This window comes from Stenotrophomonas sp. STEN008 (assembly GCF_056760435.1).
This window is the reverse complement of record NZ_JBRRET010000050.1, coordinates 1-21213: the sequence shown is the minus strand read 5'-3', so window position 1 is coordinate 21213 and position 21213 is coordinate 1. Positions and strand designations below refer to the sequence as shown.

At 65.1% G+C, this 21213-nt stretch carries 19 protein-coding genes; 9 read left to right on the top strand and 10 right to left on the bottom strand.

Going from position 1 to position 21213, the window contains the following annotated elements; genetic code table 11:
• The 10 genes from ACVOME_RS17095 to ACVOME_RS17050 all read right to left on the bottom strand — a co-directional run.
• Window positions 1-678: type VI secretion system Vgr family protein (locus ACVOME_RS17095; protein ID WP_481505320.1), on the bottom strand; the 678-nt coding region annotated here is incomplete at its 3' end.
• Between the two features lie 121 nt (window positions 679-799).
• Window positions 800-1150: a hypothetical protein gene (locus ACVOME_RS17090; protein ID WP_053520392.1), complete on the bottom strand. Its 351-nt coding sequence runs from the start codon at window positions 1148-1150 to the stop codon at window positions 800-802.
• A gap of 22 nt (window positions 1151-1172) precedes the next feature.
• Window positions 1173-3926 (bottom strand): type VI secretion system ATPase TssH, encoded by a 2754-nt coding sequence (gene tssH, locus ACVOME_RS17085; RefSeq protein WP_481505319.1) that lies wholly within the window; start codon window positions 3924-3926, stop codon window positions 1173-1175.
• Between the two features lie 66 nt (window positions 3927-3992).
• On the bottom strand, window positions 3993-5084 hold the full coding sequence (tssG, locus tag ACVOME_RS17080) for a type VI secretion system baseplate subunit TssG (protein WP_053520394.1): 1092 nt from the start codon (window positions 5082-5084) through the stop codon (window positions 3993-3995).
• Window positions 5048-6883: a type VI secretion system baseplate subunit TssF gene (tssF, locus tag ACVOME_RS17075; RefSeq protein ID WP_476341230.1), complete on the bottom strand. Its 1836-nt coding sequence runs from the start codon at window positions 6881-6883 to the stop codon at window positions 5048-5050. Before tssF ends, tssG begins: the two co-directional genes overlap by 37 nt.
• Window positions 6883-7371 (bottom strand): type VI secretion system baseplate subunit TssE, encoded by a 489-nt coding sequence (gene tssE, locus ACVOME_RS17070; protein WP_057496761.1) that lies wholly within the window; start codon window positions 7369-7371, stop codon window positions 6883-6885. Before tssE ends, tssF begins: the two co-directional genes overlap by 1 nt.
• A gap of 126 nt (window positions 7372-7497) precedes the next feature.
• Window positions 7498-7995: an Hcp family type VI secretion system effector gene (locus ACVOME_RS17065; protein WP_006465355.1), complete on the bottom strand. Its 498-nt coding sequence runs from the start codon at window positions 7993-7995 to the stop codon at window positions 7498-7500.
• A 146-nt stretch (window positions 7996-8141) separates the two neighbouring features.
• Entirely contained in the window at window positions 8142-9632 is a 1491-nt protein-coding gene (gene tssC / locus ACVOME_RS17060; protein WP_053517619.1) for a type VI secretion system contractile sheath large subunit, read from the bottom strand.
• Between the two features lie 3 nt (window positions 9633-9635).
• The gene (gene tssB / locus ACVOME_RS17055; RefSeq protein WP_053517620.1) at window positions 9636-10136 is read right to left on the bottom strand and encodes a type VI secretion system contractile sheath small subunit; all 501 of its coding nucleotides are present in this window, start codon (window positions 10134-10136) and stop codon (window positions 9636-9638) included.
• A 30-nt stretch (window positions 10137-10166) separates the two neighbouring features.
• Window positions 10167-10787: a tetratricopeptide repeat protein gene (locus ACVOME_RS17050; RefSeq protein WP_180877009.1), complete on the bottom strand. Its 621-nt coding sequence runs from the start codon at window positions 10785-10787 to the stop codon at window positions 10167-10169.
• 238 nt (window positions 10788-11025) lie between these two features.
• Here ACVOME_RS17050 and tssJ point away from each other — a divergent pair, with 238 nt between their 5' ends.
• The 9 genes from tssJ (at window position 11026) to ACVOME_RS17005 (ending at window position 21087) form a co-directional block, all read left to right on the top strand.
• Entirely contained in the window at window positions 11026-11649 is a 624-nt protein-coding gene (tssJ, locus tag ACVOME_RS17045; protein ID WP_053517622.1) for a type VI secretion system lipoprotein TssJ, read from the top strand.
• 215 nt (window positions 11650-11864) lie between these two features.
• Window positions 11865-13199, top strand: coding sequence for a type VI secretion system baseplate subunit TssK (tssK, locus tag ACVOME_RS17040; protein WP_053517623.1), 1335 nt, complete (start codon window positions 11865-11867; stop codon window positions 13197-13199).
• Window positions 13199-13990 carry a type IVB secretion system protein IcmH/DotU gene (gene icmH / locus ACVOME_RS17035; protein ID WP_065175286.1) on the top strand — a complete coding sequence of 264 codons (792 nt, stop codon included), beginning with the start codon at window positions 13199-13201 and terminating at the stop codon, window positions 13988-13990. Before tssK ends, icmH begins: the two co-directional genes overlap by 1 nt.
• A 10-nt stretch (window positions 13991-14000) precedes the next feature.
• On the top strand, window positions 14001-16868 hold the full coding sequence (locus tag ACVOME_RS17030) for a type VI secretion system Vgr family protein (protein WP_481505318.1): 2868 nt from the start codon (window positions 14001-14003) through the stop codon (window positions 16866-16868).
• A complete protein-coding gene (locus tag ACVOME_RS17025) occupies window positions 16865-17377 on the top strand; it encodes a hypothetical protein (RefSeq protein ID WP_053517625.1) in 513 nt (170 codons plus the stop codon). The genes ACVOME_RS17030 and ACVOME_RS17025 overlap by 4 nt, the downstream gene beginning before the upstream one ends.
• An 11-nt stretch (window positions 17378-17388) precedes the next feature.
• Window positions 17389-19272 (top strand): TIGR02594 family protein, encoded by a 1884-nt coding sequence (locus tag ACVOME_RS17020; RefSeq protein WP_053517626.1) that lies wholly within the window; start codon window positions 17389-17391, stop codon window positions 19270-19272.
• Window positions 19273-19405: 133 nt separating this feature from the next.
• Window positions 19406-19990 carry a M949_RS01915 family surface polysaccharide biosynthesis protein gene (locus tag ACVOME_RS17015; protein WP_340045112.1) on the top strand — a complete coding sequence of 195 codons (585 nt, stop codon included), beginning with the start codon at window positions 19406-19408 and terminating at the stop codon, window positions 19988-19990.
• Window positions 19987-20556 (top strand): hypothetical protein, encoded by a 570-nt coding sequence (locus ACVOME_RS17010; RefSeq protein WP_481505317.1) that lies wholly within the window; start codon window positions 19987-19989, stop codon window positions 20554-20556. Before ACVOME_RS17015 ends, ACVOME_RS17010 begins: the two co-directional genes overlap by 4 nt.
• Window positions 20557-20781: 225 nt before the next feature.
• Complete coding sequence (locus tag ACVOME_RS17005) at window positions 20782-21087, top strand: I78 family peptidase inhibitor (protein ID WP_053517630.1); 306 nt, start codon at window positions 20782-20784, stop codon at window positions 21085-21087.
• Window positions 21088-21213: the final 126 nt, after the last annotated feature.

Sequence of the window (21213 nt, the reverse complement as noted above, 5' to 3'; positions counted from 1 at the left end):
GCTCTCATCGCGCCGATGGAAGCGCACGCTGCCCAGCTCGGCGGTGTCATGGCTGTGATCGGCCAGCACCAGGGTGTGGCTGCCGAAGTCGGCACTGCCAGGGTCACCGGCGTGCTCGAACCAGTAATAGATGCCTTCCTCGGCCAGCAGCCGCTGCAGGAAGGCCAGGTCGCTTTCCTGGTACTGCGTGGTCAGGCTGCGCCGCGCGTACTGGCCGGCATCGGCCAGCGACCAGCGCCAGGCCGGGGTCAGACCACCGTAGTCGGCGACGATGTCCTCGACGATCTCCACGACCGTCCTGTCGTGAAACACATAGCTGTCCACCCGCTGCGACAGGAACGCCAGCCACGGCTGCAGGCGCAGCCGGTAGCGTGCCAGGCCGCCATTGCTGCCCAGCCGCTCGGCGGCGGTGATGCGTCCATGCAACGGCCGCAGGCTGCCGTCGGCCTGCTGCATCTGCAGCAGCGCGCCCTGCCCGATCAGCGGGCCCAGCGGCAGGCCCGCATCCAGCGACAGCGCCGTGATCGTCCACTGGAAACCGATGCCGTCGATCTGTTCGACGCCATCCAGCGTTTCGGCCACCAGCACGTCGCTCCCCAGCGAGGTGTGCAGCCGCAGGAAGCGCTGTGCATGCGATGGGCCGGCCAGCGCTGCCCGCAGGTTGTTTACCAGGTCCATGGTGATTCCCCGACTTCCCGTGCTTCAAGGTGGTCTGCATGCGGCGTGCGCATCGGCTTCCTCCGGTTCCCGCTTCCGCGTGGCCTGCGCCCCTGTGCGGGGCGACAGGCTCACACGATCATCAGGCGGCCTGGACGATTTCTTCCAGCTGCAGGCGGACGCCTTCGCTGATCTTCAGGCGGTAATCGCGTCCACCGGCCGTGATCTGCAGTTCGCGCACGTTGCTCACCAGCTGCGGCTTGCCCACGACCGGGGCATCCATGTGGATGCGCCAGGAACCGCGGCTGATCTGCGCGGCCACGTTGCGGGCATCCTGGCGGGCAGCGGGCACCGCGGTCTCCAGCAGCTCGATCACATGTTCGGGGCGCAGCCGGTTCCAGGCACGCACACGGTCCAGCTCACGGCCAAGGCCGAGTTCCAGGCTGTCACAGTGGTTGAGAGCCGCTTCGCGGTCGAATCCATAGAATTCCATTGCCTTCTCCATTTGCTCAGTGTCAAGACACTTTGTATTTGAAGTCACCCTTCTTGCCGGCGGTGACCTTGATGGCGTTGATCCGGTTCCCCTCGGCCATCGCCGCCAGCACGCTCTCGGCGATTTCCGGCAGCAAGGTTCCATTGAGGATGTGGTCAACGTTGCGGGCACCTGAGTCCACTTCGGTGCAACGCGCAAGCACGGCCTCCACCAGACTGTCGTCCCAGCTGAAGGTGGCCTTGTGGTTGGCAATGACGCGGTCGCGGATGCGACCGAGCTTGAGCGTGATGATCCGCGCAAGCACGTCATCGTTGATCGGGTAGTACGGTACGACCTTGAGGCGGCCGAGGAAGGCCGGCTTGAAGCTGCGCATCAGCACCGGGCGCAGCGCGTCGGCGAGCGCGTCGGCCGCCGGAATCTCCTCGGCCGGCTTGTTCAGGCAGGCCTGCATGATCTGCGAGGAGCCGATGTTGGAGGTCAGGATGATGAGGGTATTGCGGAAGTCGATTTCGCGGCCTTCCGCATCATCCATCACGCCCTTGTCGAACACCTGGAAGAACATCTCCAGCACGTCGGGGTGGGCTTTCTCCACCTCGTCCAGCAGCACCACGCTGTAAGGGTTGCGGCGCACGGCCTCGGTCAGCACGCCGCCTTCGCCATAACCGACGTAGCCCGGCGGCGAGCCTTTCAGCCCGGACACGCTGTGCGCTTCCTGGTATTCGCTCATGTTGATGGTGATCAGCTTGCGCTCACCACCATAGAGAATGTCAGCCAACGCCAGCGCGGTCTCGGTCTTGCCGACACCGGAGGGGCCGACGAACATGAAGACACCGCGTGGCTTGTTCGGGTCTTCCAGTTTGGCCGTGGCGGTGCGCACGCGCTGGGCGATCGCATCCAGCGCGTGGTCCTGTCCGATCACGCGCTCGACCAGCAGGTTTCCGAGCGTGCGCACGGTACGGATCTCGTCCTTGACCATGCGGCCAAGCGGTACGCCGGTCCATGCCGACACGATCTCCGCGACCACGGTTCCGTCGACCTGCAGCGGGACCATCGGCGTCTCGCCCTGCAACTCGCGCAGCTCGGCCTGCAGTCGCGACAGTTCAGCATGCTGCGGCGACAGTTCCGGCTTGGCCTTGCCGCGCTTGGTGGCCGGCTTGGCCACGGCGACGTCGCCCTCACCGTCATCGCTGGGCGCTTCGCCATCGGCCGCCTGGGCCTGGCCCTGCTCCATCTGCTGGCGCAGCGCGGCAATGCGGCCTGCCAGTTCGCGCTCGCGGGTGAGGCGCTCCTCATTGCTGGCCAGCACCGCCTGCGCTTCCGCCTGCTGGGCATGCAGCTCGTCCAGGCGCTCGCTGTGCTGTGCACTGCCCCCTGCGGTTTCGCGCTGCAGCGCGCTGATTTCCGCCTGCAGGCGATCCAGGTGCTTGCGGGTGTCTTCGATGATCGCAGGCGTGGCGCTCTGTCCAAGCGCGACCTTCGCGCAGGCGGTATCCAGCACGCTGACAGCCTTGTCCGGCAGCTGGCGGCCACTGATGTAACGGTGCGACAGACGCACGGCTTCGGTCACCGCTTCGTCCAGCACGCGGATGTTGAAGTGCGACTCCATCAACCCCACCATGCCGCGCAGCATCGCTGCGGCCAGCACTTCACTGGGCTCTTCAACCTTGACCACCTGGAAGCGGCGGGCCAGCGCCGCGTCCTTCTCGAAGTACTTCTTGTACTCGCTCCAGGTGGTCGCCGCGATCGTGCGCAGCTCACCGCGGGCCAGCGCCGGCTTGAGCAGGTTGGCCGCATCGTTCTGGCCGGCGGTGCCCCCGGCACCGATCATCGTATGCGCTTCATCGATGAACAGGATGATCGGATGCGGGCTCTTCTTGACCTCGTCGATCACGTTCTTCAGGCGGTTCTCGAACTCGCCCTTGACGCTGGCACCCGCTTGCAGCAGCCCCATGTCCAGCGTGTGCAGCTCGACACCCTGCAATACCTCCGGCACGTCCTTGTCGGCAATGCGCCGGGCGAGACCTTCGACCACGGCGGTCTTGCCCACGCCGGCTTCGCCGGTGAGGATCGGGTTGTTCTGGCGGCGACGCATCAGGATGTCGATCACCTGGCGGATCTCGCCATCACGGCCGATCACCGGATCGATCTTGCCCTCACGGGCGCGCTGGGTCAGGTTGGTGGTGAACTGGTCCAGCGCCGGCGTCTTGGACAACCCACCCTTGGCCTCGCCGGATACGGCTTCCTCGCCCTCACCGCCCTCGTCCTTCGCCGAGGCATCGGCGAAGCGGACGGTCTGCACCGCCTCCTGCGAGCCCTCGGTGAGCTTGGCGAAGTCGTGCTTGAGCTCTTCGCGCTTGAAACGCACGAACAGCTTCGAGCCACGGTAGGCCAACTGCGCCAGGTCCGGCTCGGTCAGCAGCGCCAGCAGCAGATGGCCGCTACGGATGCGGGTGGTTTCCGAGTCCAGCGAGGCGATCAGCCAGGCGTGCTCGAACAGCTTGGGAATGTGCTGGGAAAACACCGGCGTGCGGCCGTTGCCGGTCTTGAACTGACTGATCTCATCGTTGAGATCACGCTCCAGCGATTCCGGCAGGATGCCGCTGCGACGGGCAATCAACACGAAATCGCTCTGCGGCTGCTCGAGCAGGGCCAGGAACAGATGCTCCAGGTCCACCTCATAGTTGCCGCGCGCCATGCACAGGTTCGCGGCCCGCTCGGCCGCCTGGCGGCAGGTGTCGTCCAGCTTGCTGATCAGGGTCTTGAGGTTGATGCTCATGCGGAAACACGCACTCCTTGCTGGAACCGTTCGAGGACCGCAGGCACGGACGCCTGCGGCGGGTTGTCATTGCAGCGTGTGGATGCCATAGGTGGTGTCCTCACGCGATGTGGTCTGCGCCTGGGTGCACATGTAGCTGTCCCAGCCCAGCCGAGCGCCGCCGCCGCTGCCGAGGGCGCTGCCCTGCACATCCTCGGCGCGCAGCACCAGCCGCACTTCGTACTCGAGAACGCCGCCGGTCAACAACGACAACCACTTGGACAGGGCTTCGGCCGCACTGCCACCCGGCAGGAAGGCGTCGAACTGATCGCGCCGCAGTGGCCCGATGCGCAGTCGCATGCGCAGGTCTCGCTGCCAGACGCGATCGCCAGCCAGGGCACTCGCCCCCAGCACCGCATTGGCCTGGCCCAGCCGCGTTGCCTGACCGGCGGGCACCCGGTACCACGCGCCGACAAACTGCTCCAGGTGCAACGGCACCTGGAAATAGTCCGACAGGATGCGCTGCATCAGCACGGCCGATACGGGGCGCTGGCGCACGGCACCGGCGTAATAGGCAACGGCCTGATCGAAGATCTCGCCCTCGCCCTCGTGCAGGCGATCGCGCAGCTCGCTCATGCCCATGCCGAGCAGCGAGAGCACCAGCGGCAGGAAGCGCTCGCGGCGATCCAGTTCGTACTGCAGCGCCAGCCGATGCTTCTTCCACGCCGCGTAGTGCAGCGATACGGCGCGTGTGGAGAAGATGTCCAGGAACGCGCGCGCGGTGCGGTCGCGCTGGTACAACTCGCGCAGCTGCAGGGTCTCGGTGTAATGCAGCGGCAATGCGCCAGCGGTGCCCAGCAGGCCCATGAACTGCGGAGTCAGGTGGACCTCGGCCAGTTCCTCGCCGTGCAGCGCCTGCTCGATGGCCTCGCGCCCCTCCAGCCGCTCGCCCTTCAGCGAGTAGACCTCACCCTCCGCGGACAACTCGGTGGCCGGGAAGCCCAGCGACAGCGAGTTGCGGAAGCGCACGCGCATCGGCACGGCCTGGCCGGGCTTGACGCCTTGCCGCTGGAACACCTGCTCAAGCAACCGTACCGCCTGGAAGAACTGGAAGCGGTGGGGCTCGGTGAGCAGCTGCTGGGCTACGCCAGGATCGATTCGCCGCTGCGCGCTGGGCATCGGACGATCTCCTCCCCGCTGTCGCCGGAAACCAGCACCAGACGGGTAAAGCTGTTGGCATGCACATAAAGTGCGAAGAAGTGGTCCATCACCTGGGCAAAGGCGGCCACACCGGTACCCACGAAGTGGGCTTCATTGATTGTCAGGCGGATCTCCAGGCCACGCACCACCGAAGCGAACTGCCGACCATGCATCCAGGTGGTGGTCGGGGTCTGCTGCAGCTCAAGGATGCCGTCGATCTGGCGAGCGGAAACATTGCTGCCAGACAGGTCGTACAGGCGCAGCATCTCCTTCAGCGCTGGCAGGCCGCTGGCGGTCAGTGACAGCTGGTTCAACGACAGGTGCGAGATCAGGCGCCACTGCGCATTGCGGCCATGGCGGAAACGCAGCGGTTTGGTCGGCTTGCGCAGCAGGCTGATCGCCCTGGCCGGGCTGCCGCCCTCGATGTTCAGGTCACCACCTGCCACACCGAACGCCAGCTGGTTGGGCAGATCGCGGTTGCTGCAGGTCAGCTCCAGGCTGACCGTGTCGGTCTGCGGAAGCACCGGATTGAATGACAGGTCGACGAAGCTGATCTCCGTCTCGAATCCGGGGCTCTGCCGTGCGACATCCTCATCACGACTTGCCACCCAGTACTGACCGGTCCGCTCCGGATCTTCACCGTGATGCAGCGAGTAGAACGGACGGAAGGCCTGGATCAGTTCGCCCTGCGGTGTCTGCCGGATGCGGTGCACCGAGTCGATCGAGTGCACCTCGTAGGCGAAGGCGCGACGCGCGTCGGCCAGCACCGGATAGTTGACCGTGCGATGGGTGACGCGGATCGGCTCGCCACTGGTCCTGAAAAGGTTGACGATGGGGGTGCAGCCAAGGCGCACGTTGTGCGTACCCAGTTCCTCCAGCACCATCGTGTTGCCCCGGTCCTGGCCCTGCGCATGCAGCACCAGGTGAAGCGTGAAACGACGGCTGGCGCCGGCGGTCACTGTGGGCAGGTGCAGATCGACGAATCCGAACTTCTCCGGATAGGCGAACAGCTCGGTCAGCAGCCGGTACGCCGGATGCGAGCGCGCCGGGAAGTCGATCAGCGCCTCATCCTCGGCGAAGCCCACCGGGCTCAGCGGGACCTTTTCCAGGCGTCGCCAGCGGCCATCGCCATCGGATTCGACATAGGCCGCCTTTACCCCGAGCATCAGCGCATCGCGCAGAGCGGCCCGCACCGACGGCTCGCCATCCAGGAACAGGCGAAGCTGATCGGTGCCCAGCTGGCCGAAGCCGAGCTGATCGGACAGCAGCTGGAAGCCCAGCGAGATCTGGCCGCCGGTGCCCGCCGGCAGCGTCGTGGCCATCGGTGCATCGGCGACACTGCGGTACACCACCTGCTGTACCCCGACCGGTGCCAGGACCACGTCGTAGGCGGTGCGGAAATCACACGGAACGCCACGCACGGGGCGGCTCTGCAGGGCGGTACCGCGGGGTACGCGCACCGGCGCGCTCAGTTTGGAGGCCACCCCTTCCATGTCGAAGTGGGCGATCGAGCACGACGGGAACGGGCGCAGGTAATGTGGATAGAGCACATCCAGCAGCGCGTCGGTGAACTCGGGATAGTCGTCCTCGATGCGCTTGGAAACGCGGGCACTGAGCAGCGCGAACGCTTCGATCAGCCGCTCGACATGCGGGTCCTGGCTGCCCTCCGCGGACAGTTGCAGGCGGCCGGCAATCTTCGGGTAACGCTCAGCGAACTCGCGTCCGTAACGACGGAGATAGGCCAGTTCGCGTTCGTAATAAGGAAGCAGGTCCTGCATCAGGCGGCCTGCGTGCGACGTGCGCGGGTGACCTGGTACTGCAGGGTCGAGGGCTGCAGCATCGCGTCGAAGCTGACCGGCTCGCGCGCCGGTTCCAGATCCAGCAGCGCATGGATGGTGAAGTGCAGGCCGCCGGCAAACTGATTGCCGGCGTCCAGGTGCACGTTGACGTTGCGGAGCCGGCGCTCGTGTCGCGCCACGGCCTGCTCCAGGGAGCGGCAGATGGCGGCGCGATCATAGGCGTTGGCCAGGCTCATCGCGGAGAAATCGGCCAGCCCGTAGGTCAGCAGCGACTGCCGGCAGTTGGGGAACTCCTTCATGTCGCCTTCCTGGAACGCGGCGCGCGAATTCAGCAGCCCTTCCAGGTCACGGGCAATGGATTCCTTGTACTGCTCCAGCGAGACGGACTTGAATACCGGCCCGGCGCCCGGCTGCTTGGGGGCGTCGTCGAACAGTTTTTCCAGCAGGCTGGGTTCGAGTCCCTTCATTGGTCGATCCACTCAGGTTCGGCATCCGTGCGGGCGGCAGCGGTGCGGCAGAGACAGGGCCGTTCCTGGCCCTGCCCGACGATCAGACTGCGATGGCGCACGAGGCGCCATCGCAGTGACACAACATCACACGGTGTAGTTCGGGATGTTCTTGGTTGCGCTCCACTGCGCCACGGTCTTGCCACCAACGCCGCCTTCCGGCTTCTGCTGCTGGTAAGTCCACTTGATGGCGCCGAAGCTCAGCTGAACAACTTCCTGCGGCATGCCTTCCTTGTCCACCGTCGTGGTGACGCGGTGGACCAGCACGTTCAGCAGCTCGACCGTGTAGTAATTGATCGCGTTGCCGTCCTTGTCGGCGCGCATGAACTGGATCTGCGCCTTCGGGAAGGTGGTGCCGTTGGAGGCGGCCTGGTTCAGGGCCGTGGAGGCGAGGTCGATCGACTTGGTGATTTCGATCGGGGACAGGTTCACGCGGGCAGCGGTGGTGCCGCCGGAGGTCGACGCGGTGGCCGAACGCGGCTGCAACAGGTCCTGCGAGAACGACTGGATTTCAATCCAGTCCTTGTGCTTGTCGTCGTGCGACTCGCCCTTGATGGTGTCAATCGAGAGGAAAGCGTGCTGCATATCTGGTCTCCTAAATTCCGTTCTTCCGTGAGATTTGATGTGCCAGGCGGGGGCCTGGCGGTTAAGGGGGGCTGCGCCCTCTTGAAATAAGCGTCACTGCAATCCGGGGAGCGGACTCCCCTGGACGCTTCAGTTACAGCAAACCGTTACGACTTTTTCGCGGACGCCGGCAGTTCGGCGACCAGACGCAACGAAACAGACAGCTCATCGAGCTGGAAATGCGGCCTGATGAAGGCCACCGCGCGGTAGACACCAGGCTTGCCCGGCACCTCCGAAACCTGCACAGATGCCTCGCGCAACGGGAACTGGGCCTTGGCTTCCTGCGATGCGTTGTCGTCCAGCAGCACGTACTGGGCGATCCACCGGTTCAGGAATTCCTCGACGTTGCCCGCCGATGCGAAGCTGCCGATCTTCTCGCGCATCATCGCCTTGAGGTAATGGGCGATGCGCGACACCGCGAAAATGTACTGCAGCTGGGCAGACAGGATCGCGTTGGCGTTGGCCGAATCGGTGTTGTACTTCTTCGGCTTCTGTGCCGACTGTGCGCCGAAGAACGCGGCGTAGTCGGTGTTCTTGCAGTGCACCAGCGGCATGAAGCCGAGGTCACTGAGTTCCTTTTCACGACGGTCGGTGATGGCCACTTCCGTCGGGCACTTCAGCGCGACTTCGCCATCATCGGTGCGGAAGGTATGGGTCGGCAGGTCCTCGACCAGGCCGCCACCTTCCACGCCACGGATTGCCGCGCACCAGCCGAAGTTCTCGAAGGCCTGGGTCAGGCGCGCACCCATCGCATAGGCGGTGTTGCACCACAGGAACTTGCTATGGTCGGCCGCTTCGATCTCCTCGACGAAGTTGAAGCCTTCGACGGTGGTGCCATCCTTCGGGTTGTAGGGCAGACGGCCGAGGAAGCGCGGCATGGTCAGACCGACATAGCGACTGTCCTCACTCTCGCGGAACGACTTCCACTTCGCGTACTCGACCGTGTCGAACACCTTGGCCAGGTCGCGCGGCTTGCCCAGATCGGTGAAGGTTTCCAGGCCGAACATGCCTTCACTCGCTGCCGAAATGAACGGCGCGTGCGCGGCGGCAGCCACGTGCGACATCTGCTCGATGAAGTACATGTCCTCCGGCTGGCGGCCGAGGAAGTAGTCGCCGATCAGTGCGCCGAACGGCGCGCCACCGAAGGTGCCGAACTCTTCTTCGTAGACCTTCTTGAACAGCGCGCTCTGGTCGAAGTCGATGGCCGACTTGAAATCCTTCACCAGATCCTTCTGCGGCGAATTGAAGACCTTGATCTTCATGTTCGGGCCGGTGGAGGTCTGCTGGCACAGGTAATGCAGGCCTCGCCAGCTGCCTTCCAGCTTCTGGAACGGTTCGGCATGCATGACGGCGCTGAGCTGCTCGGAGATGATCCGGTCGATCTCGGCGATGCGCGCATCGAGGGTGAGGTTGAGGTTGTCGGAGACGACCACGGTGCCGTCCAGGACTTCCTTCGCCAGCGCGGCGATGATGTCCTTGGCGCGGTCATGCTCGGTCTTCGACTTGGCGACCTTGCTCTTCTCGACGATCTGGTCGAGCAGGCCGACGTCTTCGGCAACGGCGGCCTGCGTGGCCAACGGGCTGGCTTCGGCTGACATCGGTCAGTCCTCCTTGGTCACGCCGAGCTTCTTCAGCTGCTCGGTGTTGTTGAGCACATCGGTCAGCAGGTCTTCCAGCTTCTCGTTGCCGGCCAGCTTGTTGCGCAGGTCGGCGAGCTTGGTGCGCGACTCGAGCAGGCGCCGCAACGGCTCGATCTGCTGGACCACCGCCTCGGGACGGAAGTCATCGATGGAATTGAACTTCAGCTCGACGCCGAATTCGCCACCTTCGTCGCTGATCTTGTTCGGCACGCGATAGACCGCACGCGGGGCGATGCCCTCCATCACTTCGTCGAAGTTGTCCATGTCGACGCTGACGAACTTGCGATCCTTGACCTTGGGCAGCGGCTGCTCCGGGTTGCCGCTGAAATCGCCCATCACGCCGACCACGAACGGCAGTTCCTTCTGCTCGATCGCGTCACCCTTCTCGACATCGTAGGTGAGCTGGACGCGCGGCGGGCGGATCTTCTGCAGCCGCTTCTGGATGCTTTCCTTCTTGGCCATGTGTGTCTCCTGACTGGGGCCGGGTCCGGATCAGTTGCCGATGTTCTGGAACGGATCGGAGTTGTTCGAGCGGGCAGCGGGCTTGGCCGGCTGTGCAGCGGGCTGTGCGGCAGCGGCGGGCGCGGCGGCACGGCCGGCACGGGCGCGGCTGCGCGGCTTCGGCTTGGGCGCCGGATCGAGAATGGCATCACCCATGGTGTTGCGCAGGGTGGTAGCCAGGGTCTGCGCTTCCTTGCGGGCAGTATCGGAAGCCAGCGCGCCGCGCCCCTGCAGGCGGGTCAGCGACTGGTTGGCAATGCGGAAACCGGCCACCGTGATCACGCCATCGGCGACCAGATCGCTGGGATCGCGCTGCAGCACTTCCTCGGCAGCCACAATGGCGCGGGCATACTGGCCCTGGTCGAACTGCAGCTGAGCGATGCGCACCCACGGCTCCTTGCGCGTCGGATCGGCCTTCGCCGCTTCCTCGAATGCGCTGATGGCGGCATCCGCGCCACCGGTGGTGACCTGTGCTTCGGCATTGCTCAGCGTCGTTTCGAACGGCACGACCTCGGCCTTCTTCGGTGCCGATGAGCAGGCCGCCAGGCCCGACAGCAACATCAGCGCGAACATCGGCCGGTAGACAGCCTTCCCCATTGCCTTCACTTCCATAGTGATCCCTCGTCGAAATTAGTTCCTAAAGGAAGCCGAATCGCCGCCGATACACCGCACGGGATTCCTGCCCCTGTCGGCGGCAGTGTACATTCGCGAATACGCATCGGTATAGTGAATTTCGTCAAGAATGTGGCGGTTTTGATAGACACATTCTTCACATTCCAATGTGATATCCGCGAGCGAAATCCGTTGCATACGTGACTTTCACCCCGCCCTTCGAGCCCGCCGACTCCAGATGAATGCGCAACTCTCCTCATTTCGCCGCGTGATATCCGTCACGATTTTCTCCTTCATTGTTTCGGGTTCCCTTGCCGGTTGCGCCAGCGACAGCAAGCTCGGGAAAGCGATGGACAAGACGCTGCAGGCCGTCGGCATCCGCGAGGAAAAGCCGAAAGCGCCACCGACCGTCCCATTGCGCCTGTATGCCGGCACCAACCTCAATGCCGGCAACGACAAGCGGGCGAGCGCGGCGGTGGTCAAGGTCTACCACCTGCGCAGCCTGCAACGGTTCGAACAGGCGCCCTTCAACGCATTCCTGGACCAGGCCGGAGAGCAGGCCGCCCTCGGTGCCGACCTGCTGTCGGTCAATGAGGTGGTGCTGACCCCCGGGGCCCGGCAGGAATTGTCCGAGCAGCTGAGTGAAGGAAGTGCAGTGCTGGGCGTGGTCGCCCTGTTCCGCGCCCCCGCCGAGAACCGCTGGCGGCTCGCGTTCGACACCAAGGGCAAGACCCTGCCGCAGGACGGTGTGACCATCGGTGTCCACGCCTGTGCCCTGACCAGCGACAGCAAGGCCCTGCTCACACGACTTTCCGGCGATCCGGGCAGTCTTGCCTCGATCCGCTGTGCAGGCGCGAAATAGGACCGCGTCAGAATTCTGGCACTCAAATTGCCGCAATGCGATAGTATCTTCCGCGCAACGTTTGCCCCGCCGCAATCAATGTGCGATGTGATTCACACTTTCACATTGCAAGGCAGGGCCTTCGCCGCAGCGGAACGCGAGGACGGCGGAACCGGCCCCCAAGGGGCAACCTTTCAAGGTATTTCCAAGGATTGAATGTGGCTTATGTAAGCAGGATGTCGAAGGTTCTCTGGGGTGAAGGGCTGTTCCTGCGGCCCCAGCATTTCCAGCGCCAGGACGCGTATCACGAGGCACGGCTGCAGGATCTTTCGCAGACGCTGCACCCGTACGCGTGGGGCGCGCGTCGCGTGCGTTTCGACCCCCATGCCTTGTCCGGCGGCACGTTGAGGCCGCTCGATCTGTCGGCGGTGTTTCCCGATGGCGAAACCTACGATGCCCCCGCCCACGACAGCCTGCCGGACGCGGTGTCGCTGCAGGATCTGCCGCCTGGCGTGCAGTCCACGGTGATCTACCTGGCACTTCCGCTGCTGCGCGATGACGGCGCCAACTGCACCGATGCGGAAGGCACCGTGCTTGCGCGCTATCGGCAGGCCAACCGCGATACGCAGGACCTGTTCACCGATGCGGTGGAGGCCGAACTGGCCTACCTGAGCAAGGCGGTGAAGCTGCTTACCGACGACCAGCCCCGTGATGCCTATGCCACCGTGCCGGTGGCGCGTGTGCGCCGCACCTCCAGCGGCGGCTTCGAGCTGGACGATGAGTTCATCCCGCCCTGCGCGCAGCTGCAGGCCTCGCCGTTCCTGCATCGTGAACTGCGTGCGGTGCTCGATGCGCTGCAGGCCAAGGTCGATGCGCTGTACGGGCTGCATCGGCAGACGTCGCAGAACATCATCGAATTCCGCTCGGGCGACATCGCGTCGTTCTGGCTGCTGCATACGATCAACAGTTCCTTCAGCGCGCTGGCCCATCTGCTGCATCATCCGCAGCTGCATCCCGAGCGCCTGCACCAGGAACTGCTGCGCATGGCGGGCGCACTGCTGACCTTCTCCAACGCCTACCAGCTGGGCGACCTGCCGGTGTACCGCCACGACCAGCCGGAAGCTTCGTTCCGCAAGCTGCTGGAGATCGTGCGGGCACTGCTGGATACGGTGATATCCACGCGCTACTTCAAGATCGCGCTGAACGAGGTCAAGCCGTCCTACCACCTCGGTCGGCTGGACTCGCAGCGGATCGACGGGAACGCCTCGTTCTACCTGTCCGTCTCCGCCTCGCTGCCGGCGCAGGAGCTGATCCAGAGCGTCCCGGTGCGCTTCAAGGTCGGCGCGCCGGACGACGTCGAGAAGTGCGTGCTGTCCGCACTGCCAGGCGTGAAGCTTACCCACGCCGCGCAGGTGCCGGCAGCGATCCCGGTGCGCCCGGGCAGCCATTACTTCGAATTCGATTCGCGCGGTGCGCTGTATGAGCGCATGCTCAAGGCGCAGTCGGTGATGATCTATGTGCCGGCCGGCATTGCCGAGCTGAAGATGGAACTTGTGGCGGTGACCTCATGATGAATTCCCCCCTGCCCCCGACCCCGGGCCCGATGCCGTCGCTGACCGCCAATGGCGCGATGGTCAATCCGACACCGCAGGCGGCCAATCCGCAGAGCCTGCAGGACCTGATGTCCGACGGCTTCTACCTGCTGCTTCTGCTCAAGCGTGGCCAGTTGCCGCACGACGCAGAGGGCTTCGTGCAGACGGTGCAGAAGTTCCTCGATGGCGTCGAACGCAACGCGATGCGGCTTGGCGTAGCGTCCGAAGATGTCTACGCCGCCAAATACGCGTTCTGCGCCGCGGTGGATGAGGCGATCCTGTCGCAGCCGTCGCCGCTGCACGAAACCTGGGAACGCAATCCGCTGCAGTTGCGCCTGTTCGGCGAGCACCTCGCCGGCGAGCACTTCTTCGACCGGCTGGAAGAACTGCGCCGCCAGGGCGCGGCGCGCCTGCCGTCGCTGGAGGTCTATCACTACTGCCTGCTGATGGGCTTCGAGGGCAAGTACCGTATCGAAGGCACCGAGAAGCTGGGCTATCTGACCGCGCGCCTGGGCGACGAGATCGTCTACCTGAAGGGCAAGCGCCACGGCTTCGCCCCGCACGCGCTGCCGCCCGACAACGTGCGCCACGGCCTGCGCCGGGTCGTGCCGCTGTGGCTGCCGGCCGTGGTTGTCGGCTGCTTCGGCATCGTCGCGTTCTTCGGCATGCGCGCCTACCTGGGACACGAAACCCGTCAGCAACTGGCCGCCTACAACGACGTGGTGCAGATGCCCGAGCGCACCGCCCACATTACGATCACCCTCCCATGAGCCTGACGATATGGACATCTCGCGCTCCACGCTGCTTGCTTCCCTCGCCTCGCTGTCGCATCGGGATCGCCTGATCCAGCTCAAGGGCCCCGACGAGGGCCTTGTGGTCGAGCGGTTTGAAGGCACCGAAGCGGTGTGCGGTGACAACCGCCTGCAGATCGACTGCCTGGCCACCGATGCGTTCCTGGAACTGGAACCGTGGCTGGAGCAGCCGCTGACCCTGCAGCTGCGCCAGGCCGATGGCGCGCTGCGGCAGTGGCACGGGCTGTGCACCGAGGCGGCGCAGCTGGGAAGCGACGGCGGGCTGGCCCGCTACCGGCTCACCCTCGAACCCTGGACCGCCCTGCTGCGCCTGCGCCGCAACGCGGTGATTTTCCAGGACCAGGACACCCGCGCGATCTGCGAGCAGATCTTCGCCGACTACCCGCAGGCCGCCTTCCGCTTCGACGTTCAGGCCCAGTTGCCGGCGCGCGCGATCACCACCCAGTACCGCGAGACCGACTGGGCCTTCGTCACCCGCCTGCTGTCCGAGGCCGGCCTGGCCTGGCGCATCGAGCAGGTGCAGGACGGCGACGCCGCCCACACCCTGGTGGTGTTCGAGCCCGGCGCCGAACTGCCCGATGCGGGCCGCGTGCGTTTCCATCGCGCGGACATGGCCGAGAGCAGCGATGGCATCACTGCCTTCGCCGAACGCCAGCAGCTGGTGCCCAACGCCAGTACCGTCGCCAGCTGGCACAGCGAACAGGTCAATGCCGTGGCGGCGCAGTCCAGCGCCGATGCCGGCACCCTGCCCGCGCTGGAGGTCTATGTGCAGCCGCGTGCCGGCCGCTTCGCCCAGCCCGCCTGGGCCGACGCCGAAGCGCAGGCGCGGCTGGACGCACTGCGCGTTGGCCAGGTGCTGTACAGCGGCAGCGGCAGCGAGCGCCAGCTGGCCGCAGGCAGCACGTTCAGCCTGGCCCAGCATCCGCAGCATGAGGGCCAGCGCTTCCAACTGCTGGCCGTGCAGCATGTCGCCGTCAACAATCTGGACCAGGGCATCGCCGAGCTGCTCGGCAGCACCGATCTGGAGCGCGGTGCCTACCGCAACGCCTTCCTCGCCACCGGCGCCGGTGTGCCGCTGCGCGCCCTGCCGCAGGACCGCCCCACCCTGCATGGCCCGCAGACCGCACGCGTGGTGGGTGTGGCCAATGCGGCCGTCAGCCCGAACCGCGAACACCAGGTGCGCATCCAGTTCGGCTGGCAGCGCGGCAGCCAGCCCAATCCGGGCGGTCTGACCGACACCGGCAGCGCCCAGACCGGCCATGCGCCCGGCGACCAGACCAGCGGCAGCTGGGTGTCGGTGGCCGAATGGGTGGCCGGCCCGAACTGGGGCACGGCCTTCCTGCCGCGCATCGGCAGCGAAGTGCTGGTGGAATTCCTGCACGGTGACATTGACCAGCCGCGCATCACCGGCCAGCTCTACAACGGTGAGGTCGCCCCACCCTTCGGCGGCGGCATCGATGAGAACGCGCGCCATCCCGGCGTACTCAGCGGCCTGCATACCCAAGCCCATGACGGCAGCGGCACCCAGCAATGGGTGATCGATGACACGCCGGGCCAACTGCGTACGCGCCTGCACAGTTCGCTGGCCGACAGCCGGCTGGAGCTGGGCTACCTGATCGCGCACCAGAACACCGCCCGTGGCGCCCTGCGCGGCGAGGGCTTCGAGCTGGCCACGCAGGGCTGGGGCAATGTGCATGCCGCTGAAGGCCTGCTGCTGTCCGCCAGCGCGCAGGAGCGGGCTGCCTCAACGGTCATGGACAACGCCAGCGTAGTGGCGCAGCTCAAGGGCGCCGAGCGCAGCCTGGAGCAGATGCAGCAGACCCTGGCCCAGCAGCAGGTGCCCGGATTGACCGAGTTCGAGCGCACGAAGCAGCTGCGCGAGCAGATCGATCCGCAGGCACAGGGACGCTACGAAAGCGAGGTCAACGGACAAAGCGCGATGAAGTCGGGCGGCGATGGCCGCAGCCCGGGCGACCAGCCGGTGGAGCGTCTGGCCAAGCCGCTGCTGCTGGCCGAAGCACCGCACCACATTGCCTGGACCACGCCAGCCAGCGCGGTGGCCTACGCCGGGCAGAACCTGCAGATGACGGTGCAGCAGGATCTGCACATCAGCGCAGGCGAGACCATCGCCACGGTGTCCGGCGAGCACGTCTCACTGTTCGCGCAGAGCGGCCCGCTGCGGGTGATCGCCGCCCAGGGCCCGGTCAGCCTGCAGGCCAACGATGGCGAACTGGAGCTGCTGAGCGACCAGGCACTGACCATCACCGCCACCGATGACCGCATCGATGTGCTGGCGCAGAGCAAAGTGGTGCTGCAGGCCGGCAGCAGTGCGATCACCCTGGAAGGCGGCAACATCACGTTCAGCTGCCCGGGCGAGTTCAAGGTGAAGGCGGGCGAGCATCCGTTCATGGGGGGGGGAAGTGATGCGCCGTCCATGCCCGTACTTCCCAGTGGGCTGTACTCGTTCAAGGAAAGCCTGCGCTTCGCGCTGGAAGGCGCCGATGTACTGGCCACGGAAATGGGGTGGAAGGACAAGGCCTACCGCATCTTCAACAACGAAGGCGAACAGGTCGCCAGCGGAACCATCGGTGAGGACGGTCGGTTGCCCCGCGTGATGGCCGATGGCCTGGGTCGGCCGCTGACCTTGGAGGTTGGCGATGACACCTGGGAAATGTTGGTGTCGGCGCCGGGCCGCCCACCCGAGAATGACGGCGACACACCCGACAGCGACGGCAGCGACCCCTTCCTCGGGAACCTGGACGCGGCCGATGCGACCGGCGCCCTGACGTCCGAACAGATCCTGGAACTGCTCAACGAACCCCCGTCATCAACATGATCATCCGACACTTCCTGCTGCTGCTCGCATTGTGCATGGGCCCCTCCGCCAATGCGCAGCAGTATTCGACCGGCAGCACTGACATCAAGACCGCTCAAGGTACGTTGCGCGTGAATTCCGGGTATGTCAGTCATTCCAATGCCCACAGTTTCCATGTTTACAGCTTCCAGTACCGTCCGATTGCCAACGAAGCCGTGTGGAACCAGCTTCCGCTGCTCCCACGCAACGATGCGCCGCCGGTGGATTTCCTCGTAAAGGCCACGGCCACGGCTGACTTCCCGCTCCGCGACGCGCGTGTGCGGGTCGAGGCGGGCAAGGTGGTCCTCTACATCGCTGAGTTGTCCTTCAAGGACACGCCATACGACGACGACGCTGCCGTCGAGCTGAAACGCTACCTTCTCAAGCAGCAGCCCGACGAGGAGCGCTGGGTACTGGTGCTCGATTCCACCCGCCGTCTGCCCCAGGGCGTTGATGTCGCACAGGCCCTGAGCACGCTGACGCCCCGATAGGACGACACGGAATGCCTACCTACATCAGCGCGGTTTTCAACAAGGATACGCGCACTGTGGAGTTCACCGCCGACAACGGTGACAAGCTCATCCGCAGTGGCGGCTCGCTGGCTTGGCTGCTCAACAACCCCGGCAACCTGCGTCCAGGCGGAAAGTACGCCAAGATGATCGGCCAGGCCGATACGAAGAGCGGCAAGTTCGCCATTTTTCCTACGGCCGAGGATGGCCGCGCCGAGAAGCGCGCACTGCTGCGCCGCAAGTACAACGACATGACGTTGTACAACGCCATGCATACCTATGCGCCGGAATCGGAAAACGACACAGCGGCCTATCTGGCATACGTGCGCAAGCGATCTGGTGCCACCGACCAGACGGTCATCAAGGACATGACCGATGAGCAGTTCAACGGCATGATCGCTGCGATGGAGCAATATGAGGGCTTCAATGCAAAGCCTGAGACACGCAAGGAACGGATCGTGCACGCCACGCAGGTCACCTTGTCTGACGGCGCCCGACCGATGCCGGCAACGCCCGTGATCGTGCGTAGCAGCAATACGGGCGAGAAGAAGGTCACCACCAATGAGCACGGGGCGCTGCCGACATTCATCACCCGCCAGCCAGGAGAAGTGATAGAGCTCTTCCTTGAGGAATCAGGCAAGATTGGAAGCCGAATCGGCCAGTTTGCGCTTCAGCAGGCCTCAGCGTCCCTGGTATTTGCGCGCAACATGATGACGGTCGGCGGGAATTCGCAACCACACACTCCAACGCAGCCCAGCAAGGAGAAGCGCACACCGCTGCGCTACGTGGTGCAGCCAGGCGACACTCTCGCCTCGATCGCCAGCAGGTTCAAGACGTCAGTTGACGATCTGGTGAGCAACAACCATATCCGCAACCGCAACCGCATCTATCCCGGTCATGTGGTTTGGATCTACGGAAAGGCGCCGGCTGACGCAGCCAACGACGGCGCCCCGGCGACTCCAACAAGGTCACGTCAAGCCAGCTACAGCGTTCGCTCCGGCGACACGCTGAGCCGAATTGCAGACCGCCATCACACCAGCGTCGATGCGCTGATGGCCGCCAATCCGTCGATCAGCAATGCCAATCGAATCAACCCTGGCCAGAAAATCACGCTGCCTGTTGGGGTCGAAGCCGTGCCCCCGTCAGCGGCCGGGTCTTCCGGGCGAGCGGGCAACAGCGGGAATCCGCAAACGTCTGATCGGCCCTCGCTGGTGAAGCCTCCGCCGGAAACACCTGCTGCTGCTGTGCGGCCGCCGGCGTCAGTACAGGCACGGGATACCCGAAGTCGCGAGGGCGAAGGCCACCCAATCGCAATCATTCCGTTTTCGCAGAAGCGCGCACCTTGGGTGGAGCACGCCTATGCACAGGCGCGTAAATGGGCGGGCAAGAAAGAGGCTGAGATCAGCCGCACCATCAACTTCCATTCCGAACTCGGCTACGGGAAGCAGTTCACTACGCTGGCCGGAAGCTCCAACGCTTGGTGCGCATCGTTCGTGAACTGGTGCCTTCGCACGGCCGGATACGCTATATCATCTCCACACCCGTACCGTGCGCGTTCGTTCGCCGCCGACACCACGCGCTTCAGCCAGATCGACGAACCGGTGTTCGGCGCGGTCGCCCTGGTCGGTACGTCGCACGTAGGGTTCGTCTACGCCATGGACCGCGGTCGACCTGTGTTGCTGGGTGGCAACCAGAGCGACCAGATCAATTTTGTCCGCTTCAACCCTGCAACGCTGCGTTACTACGTGCCGAAAAGCTATCTGCCATTCGCGCAGAAGGAACTCAAGGAAACCAAACTCGATGAACTGGCAGCCACGGACCTCAACGCGGCGCTCGGCATTGTCGTGGCCAAAAAGGCTGGCGACAATACGCGCTGATCAGCTGCGACTTGCCGTGCTGGCCGTGCTTGCACTCGGTGCAGTCGGCTGCGGTGCGCCGTCCTCACCGGTTGCAGATGCAGCAGACGATGCCGCAACGAATGCACACGCACTTCCCGGGCAGGTTGAGGCCGTGCCCGCTGGTCGACTGGAGCTGTTGCCCGCCCTGGCAGATGCGGAACTGAAAGACCTCTACTCGGGCACGCTGCTGAAGCAAGTGGTGTTCAATGACATCGACGGGCCGGGCCTGCTGCTTCTTTCGCGCAGCGAGCAGACAGTGCCGGCGCAGGGCGATGAAGAGGCGATGGATCAGATCACGTTGCGTGCGGAGCTGTTCCGGCGCGCCGGACAAGCGGCTCCTTGGGCCTCGCGGTGGAGCGTGGAAGATCCGGTTCAATGCGAAGGTCTGGATCTGGAGGCCGGCTACTTCCTGGACCAGGTGACTGCAACGGACCTGGACAAGGATGGCCGCGCCGAGTTGACGCTCGCCAGCCACAGCTTCTGCGGTGGCGGCGTCGATCCGCAGCAGCTGCGCATTGGGCTTCGCCAGGGCGAGCAGTATTACGAAGTACGTGGTGAATCGCTGGTGGAGGTGGAAGGCGATGAACCCTTCGGCGGCGACCGGCAGGACGATCCCGCGCTGGCTTCGGCTGCGCCCGTGCTTCGCGCGCACGTAGACAAGGTGTGGGAGGCGATCAAGCGCGGAAGTTCACCGTGACGTCGTCACGATGCCAGCGCCTGCATCAGGCTCTCCTGCTGCTGGCGCTCTCCGCTGCCGCGGACGTCGCCATCGCGCGCACTCCGCCGCCCGGTTCGCTGCAACGCGCGTGTGCAAGCGCCATCGATGACAGGATCGAACTGATACCGGTGGAGGGGAAGCGCGTCAGTGCATGTCCACCGGGGAATGACGAAGACTGCCCATACAGCGGTCAGCGGGGAAAGACCTTCTTGAACGACACGCCCGATCTCAACAACGACGGGCGCGAGGACGCGATCCTCACCTACTTCGGCAGCAGCTACGGCGATGTCGATGTCATCGATAAACTGATCCTTGCCCAGTGTGCGGATGGAACCTATATCCGTCTGTTGGAGGGCAGGTTCACGACATTGACGGCCCCTGTCGCGCCGCATGCTGCCTGGCCAGCACTGGACGCGACACGGGACTGCCCGACTGGGCAGAATGGCACCATCCGTACCGGCAAGATCCAGCTGCAGTTCGACCCGGCGACGATGCGCTATCGCGGTCCAGCCGGCATTGACCTGATCCAGGTCTGCAGTGAATAGCGACAGATGCGACGCGAAACCGATAGGCCGAATGCCAGGATGATGCTGGGTTGACTCGCAACGTGCAGACGCGCTCCATGCGCTCCGCAGGCGTGAAGGGTCACGGCCAGGACGCGCCAACCTCGTCAGTGCCAGTGCTCCCGAGCCCCCTCCTTTGATCCAACGCATGCCGTCGCCACGGGCAGGGTGCTATGGTGGCGCCACCATCTCGCAGGAGCGCCGCTCATGACCCGTTTCCGTTCCGTCGGCCTTGCACTGGCCGCAGTCGCCACGCCGATGCTGCTCGCCGCCTGTGTCAGTACGCCTGGGCCGGAGGTGAAGGGCACCGGCCGCTGCGACGCCAGCCAGCTTGGCTGGGCAATCGGCCAGCCGGGCAATGAGGAGAACATGCGTCGTCTGTCGCGTGAGAGCGGTGCCGGCCTGGTCAACCCGATCGGCCCGACCACGATCACCACCAAGGATATCCGTCCGGATCGCCTGCGCGTCTACATGGACAAGGACAACATCATCACCGCAGCCCGCTGCGAGTAACCACCGCGCGGGCTTCTGTAGAGGCGCGCCCCCCCCAGGCGGGGGGGGTGTGTGGGCGCCCGCCGGGGGGGGGGGGCTGGGAGGCAAGCGCCGCGGCCGCGGGGGGGGGGGGGGGGGGGGGAGTTG

What these genes read in the sequence shown, in the direction of transcription:
- ACVOME_RS17090 (WP_053520392.1), bottom strand. Translation starts at nt 1,150, where the DNA reads ATGGAATTCTATGGATTCGACCGCGAAGCGGCTCTCAACCACTGTGAC.
- tssH (WP_481505319.1), bottom strand. Translation starts at nt 3,926, where the DNA reads ATGAGCATCAACCTCAAGACCCTGATCAGCAAGCTGGACGACACCTGC.
- tssG (WP_053520394.1), bottom strand. Translation starts at nt 5,084, where the DNA reads ATGCCCAGCGCGCAGCGGCGAATCGATCCTGGCGTAGCCCAGCAGCTG.
- tssF (WP_476341230.1), bottom strand. Translation starts at nt 6,883, where the DNA reads ATGCAGGACCTGCTTCCTTATTACGAACGCGAACTGGCCTATCTCCGT.
- tssE (WP_057496761.1), bottom strand. Translation starts at nt 7,371, where the DNA reads ATGAAGGGACTCGAACCCAGCCTGCTGGAAAAACTGTTCGACGACGCC.
- ACVOME_RS17065 (WP_006465355.1), bottom strand. Translation starts at nt 7,995, where the DNA reads ATGCAGCACGCTTTCCTCTCGATTGACACCATCAAGGGCGAGTCGCAC.
- tssC (WP_053517619.1), bottom strand. Translation starts at nt 9,632, where the DNA reads ATGTCAGCCGAAGCCAGCCCGTTGGCCACGCAGGCCGCCGTTGCCGAA.
- tssB (WP_053517620.1), bottom strand. Translation starts at nt 10,136, where the DNA reads ATGGCCAAGAAGGAAAGCATCCAGAAGCGGCTGCAGAAGATCCGCCCG.
- ACVOME_RS17050 (WP_180877009.1), bottom strand. Translation starts at nt 10,787, where the DNA reads ATGGAAGTGAAGGCAATGGGGAAGGCTGTCTACCGGCCGATGTTCGCG.
- tssJ (WP_053517622.1), top strand. Translation starts at nt 11,026, where the DNA reads ATGAATGCGCAACTCTCCTCATTTCGCCGCGTGATATCCGTCACGATT.
- tssK (WP_053517623.1), top strand. Translation starts at nt 11,865, where the DNA reads ATGTCGAAGGTTCTCTGGGGTGAAGGGCTGTTCCTGCGGCCCCAGCAT.
- icmH (WP_065175286.1), top strand. Translation starts at nt 13,199, where the DNA reads ATGAATTCCCCCCTGCCCCCGACCCCGGGCCCGATGCCGTCGCTGACC.
- ACVOME_RS17030 (WP_481505318.1), top strand. Translation starts at nt 14,001, where the DNA reads ATGGACATCTCGCGCTCCACGCTGCTTGCTTCCCTCGCCTCGCTGTCG.
- ACVOME_RS17025 (WP_053517625.1), top strand. Translation starts at nt 16,865, where the DNA reads ATGATCATCCGACACTTCCTGCTGCTGCTCGCATTGTGCATGGGCCCC.
- ACVOME_RS17020 (WP_053517626.1), top strand. Translation starts at nt 17,389, where the DNA reads ATGCCTACCTACATCAGCGCGGTTTTCAACAAGGATACGCGCACTGTG.
- ACVOME_RS17005 (WP_053517630.1), top strand. Translation starts at nt 20,782, where the DNA reads ATGACCCGTTTCCGTTCCGTCGGCCTTGCACTGGCCGCAGTCGCCACG.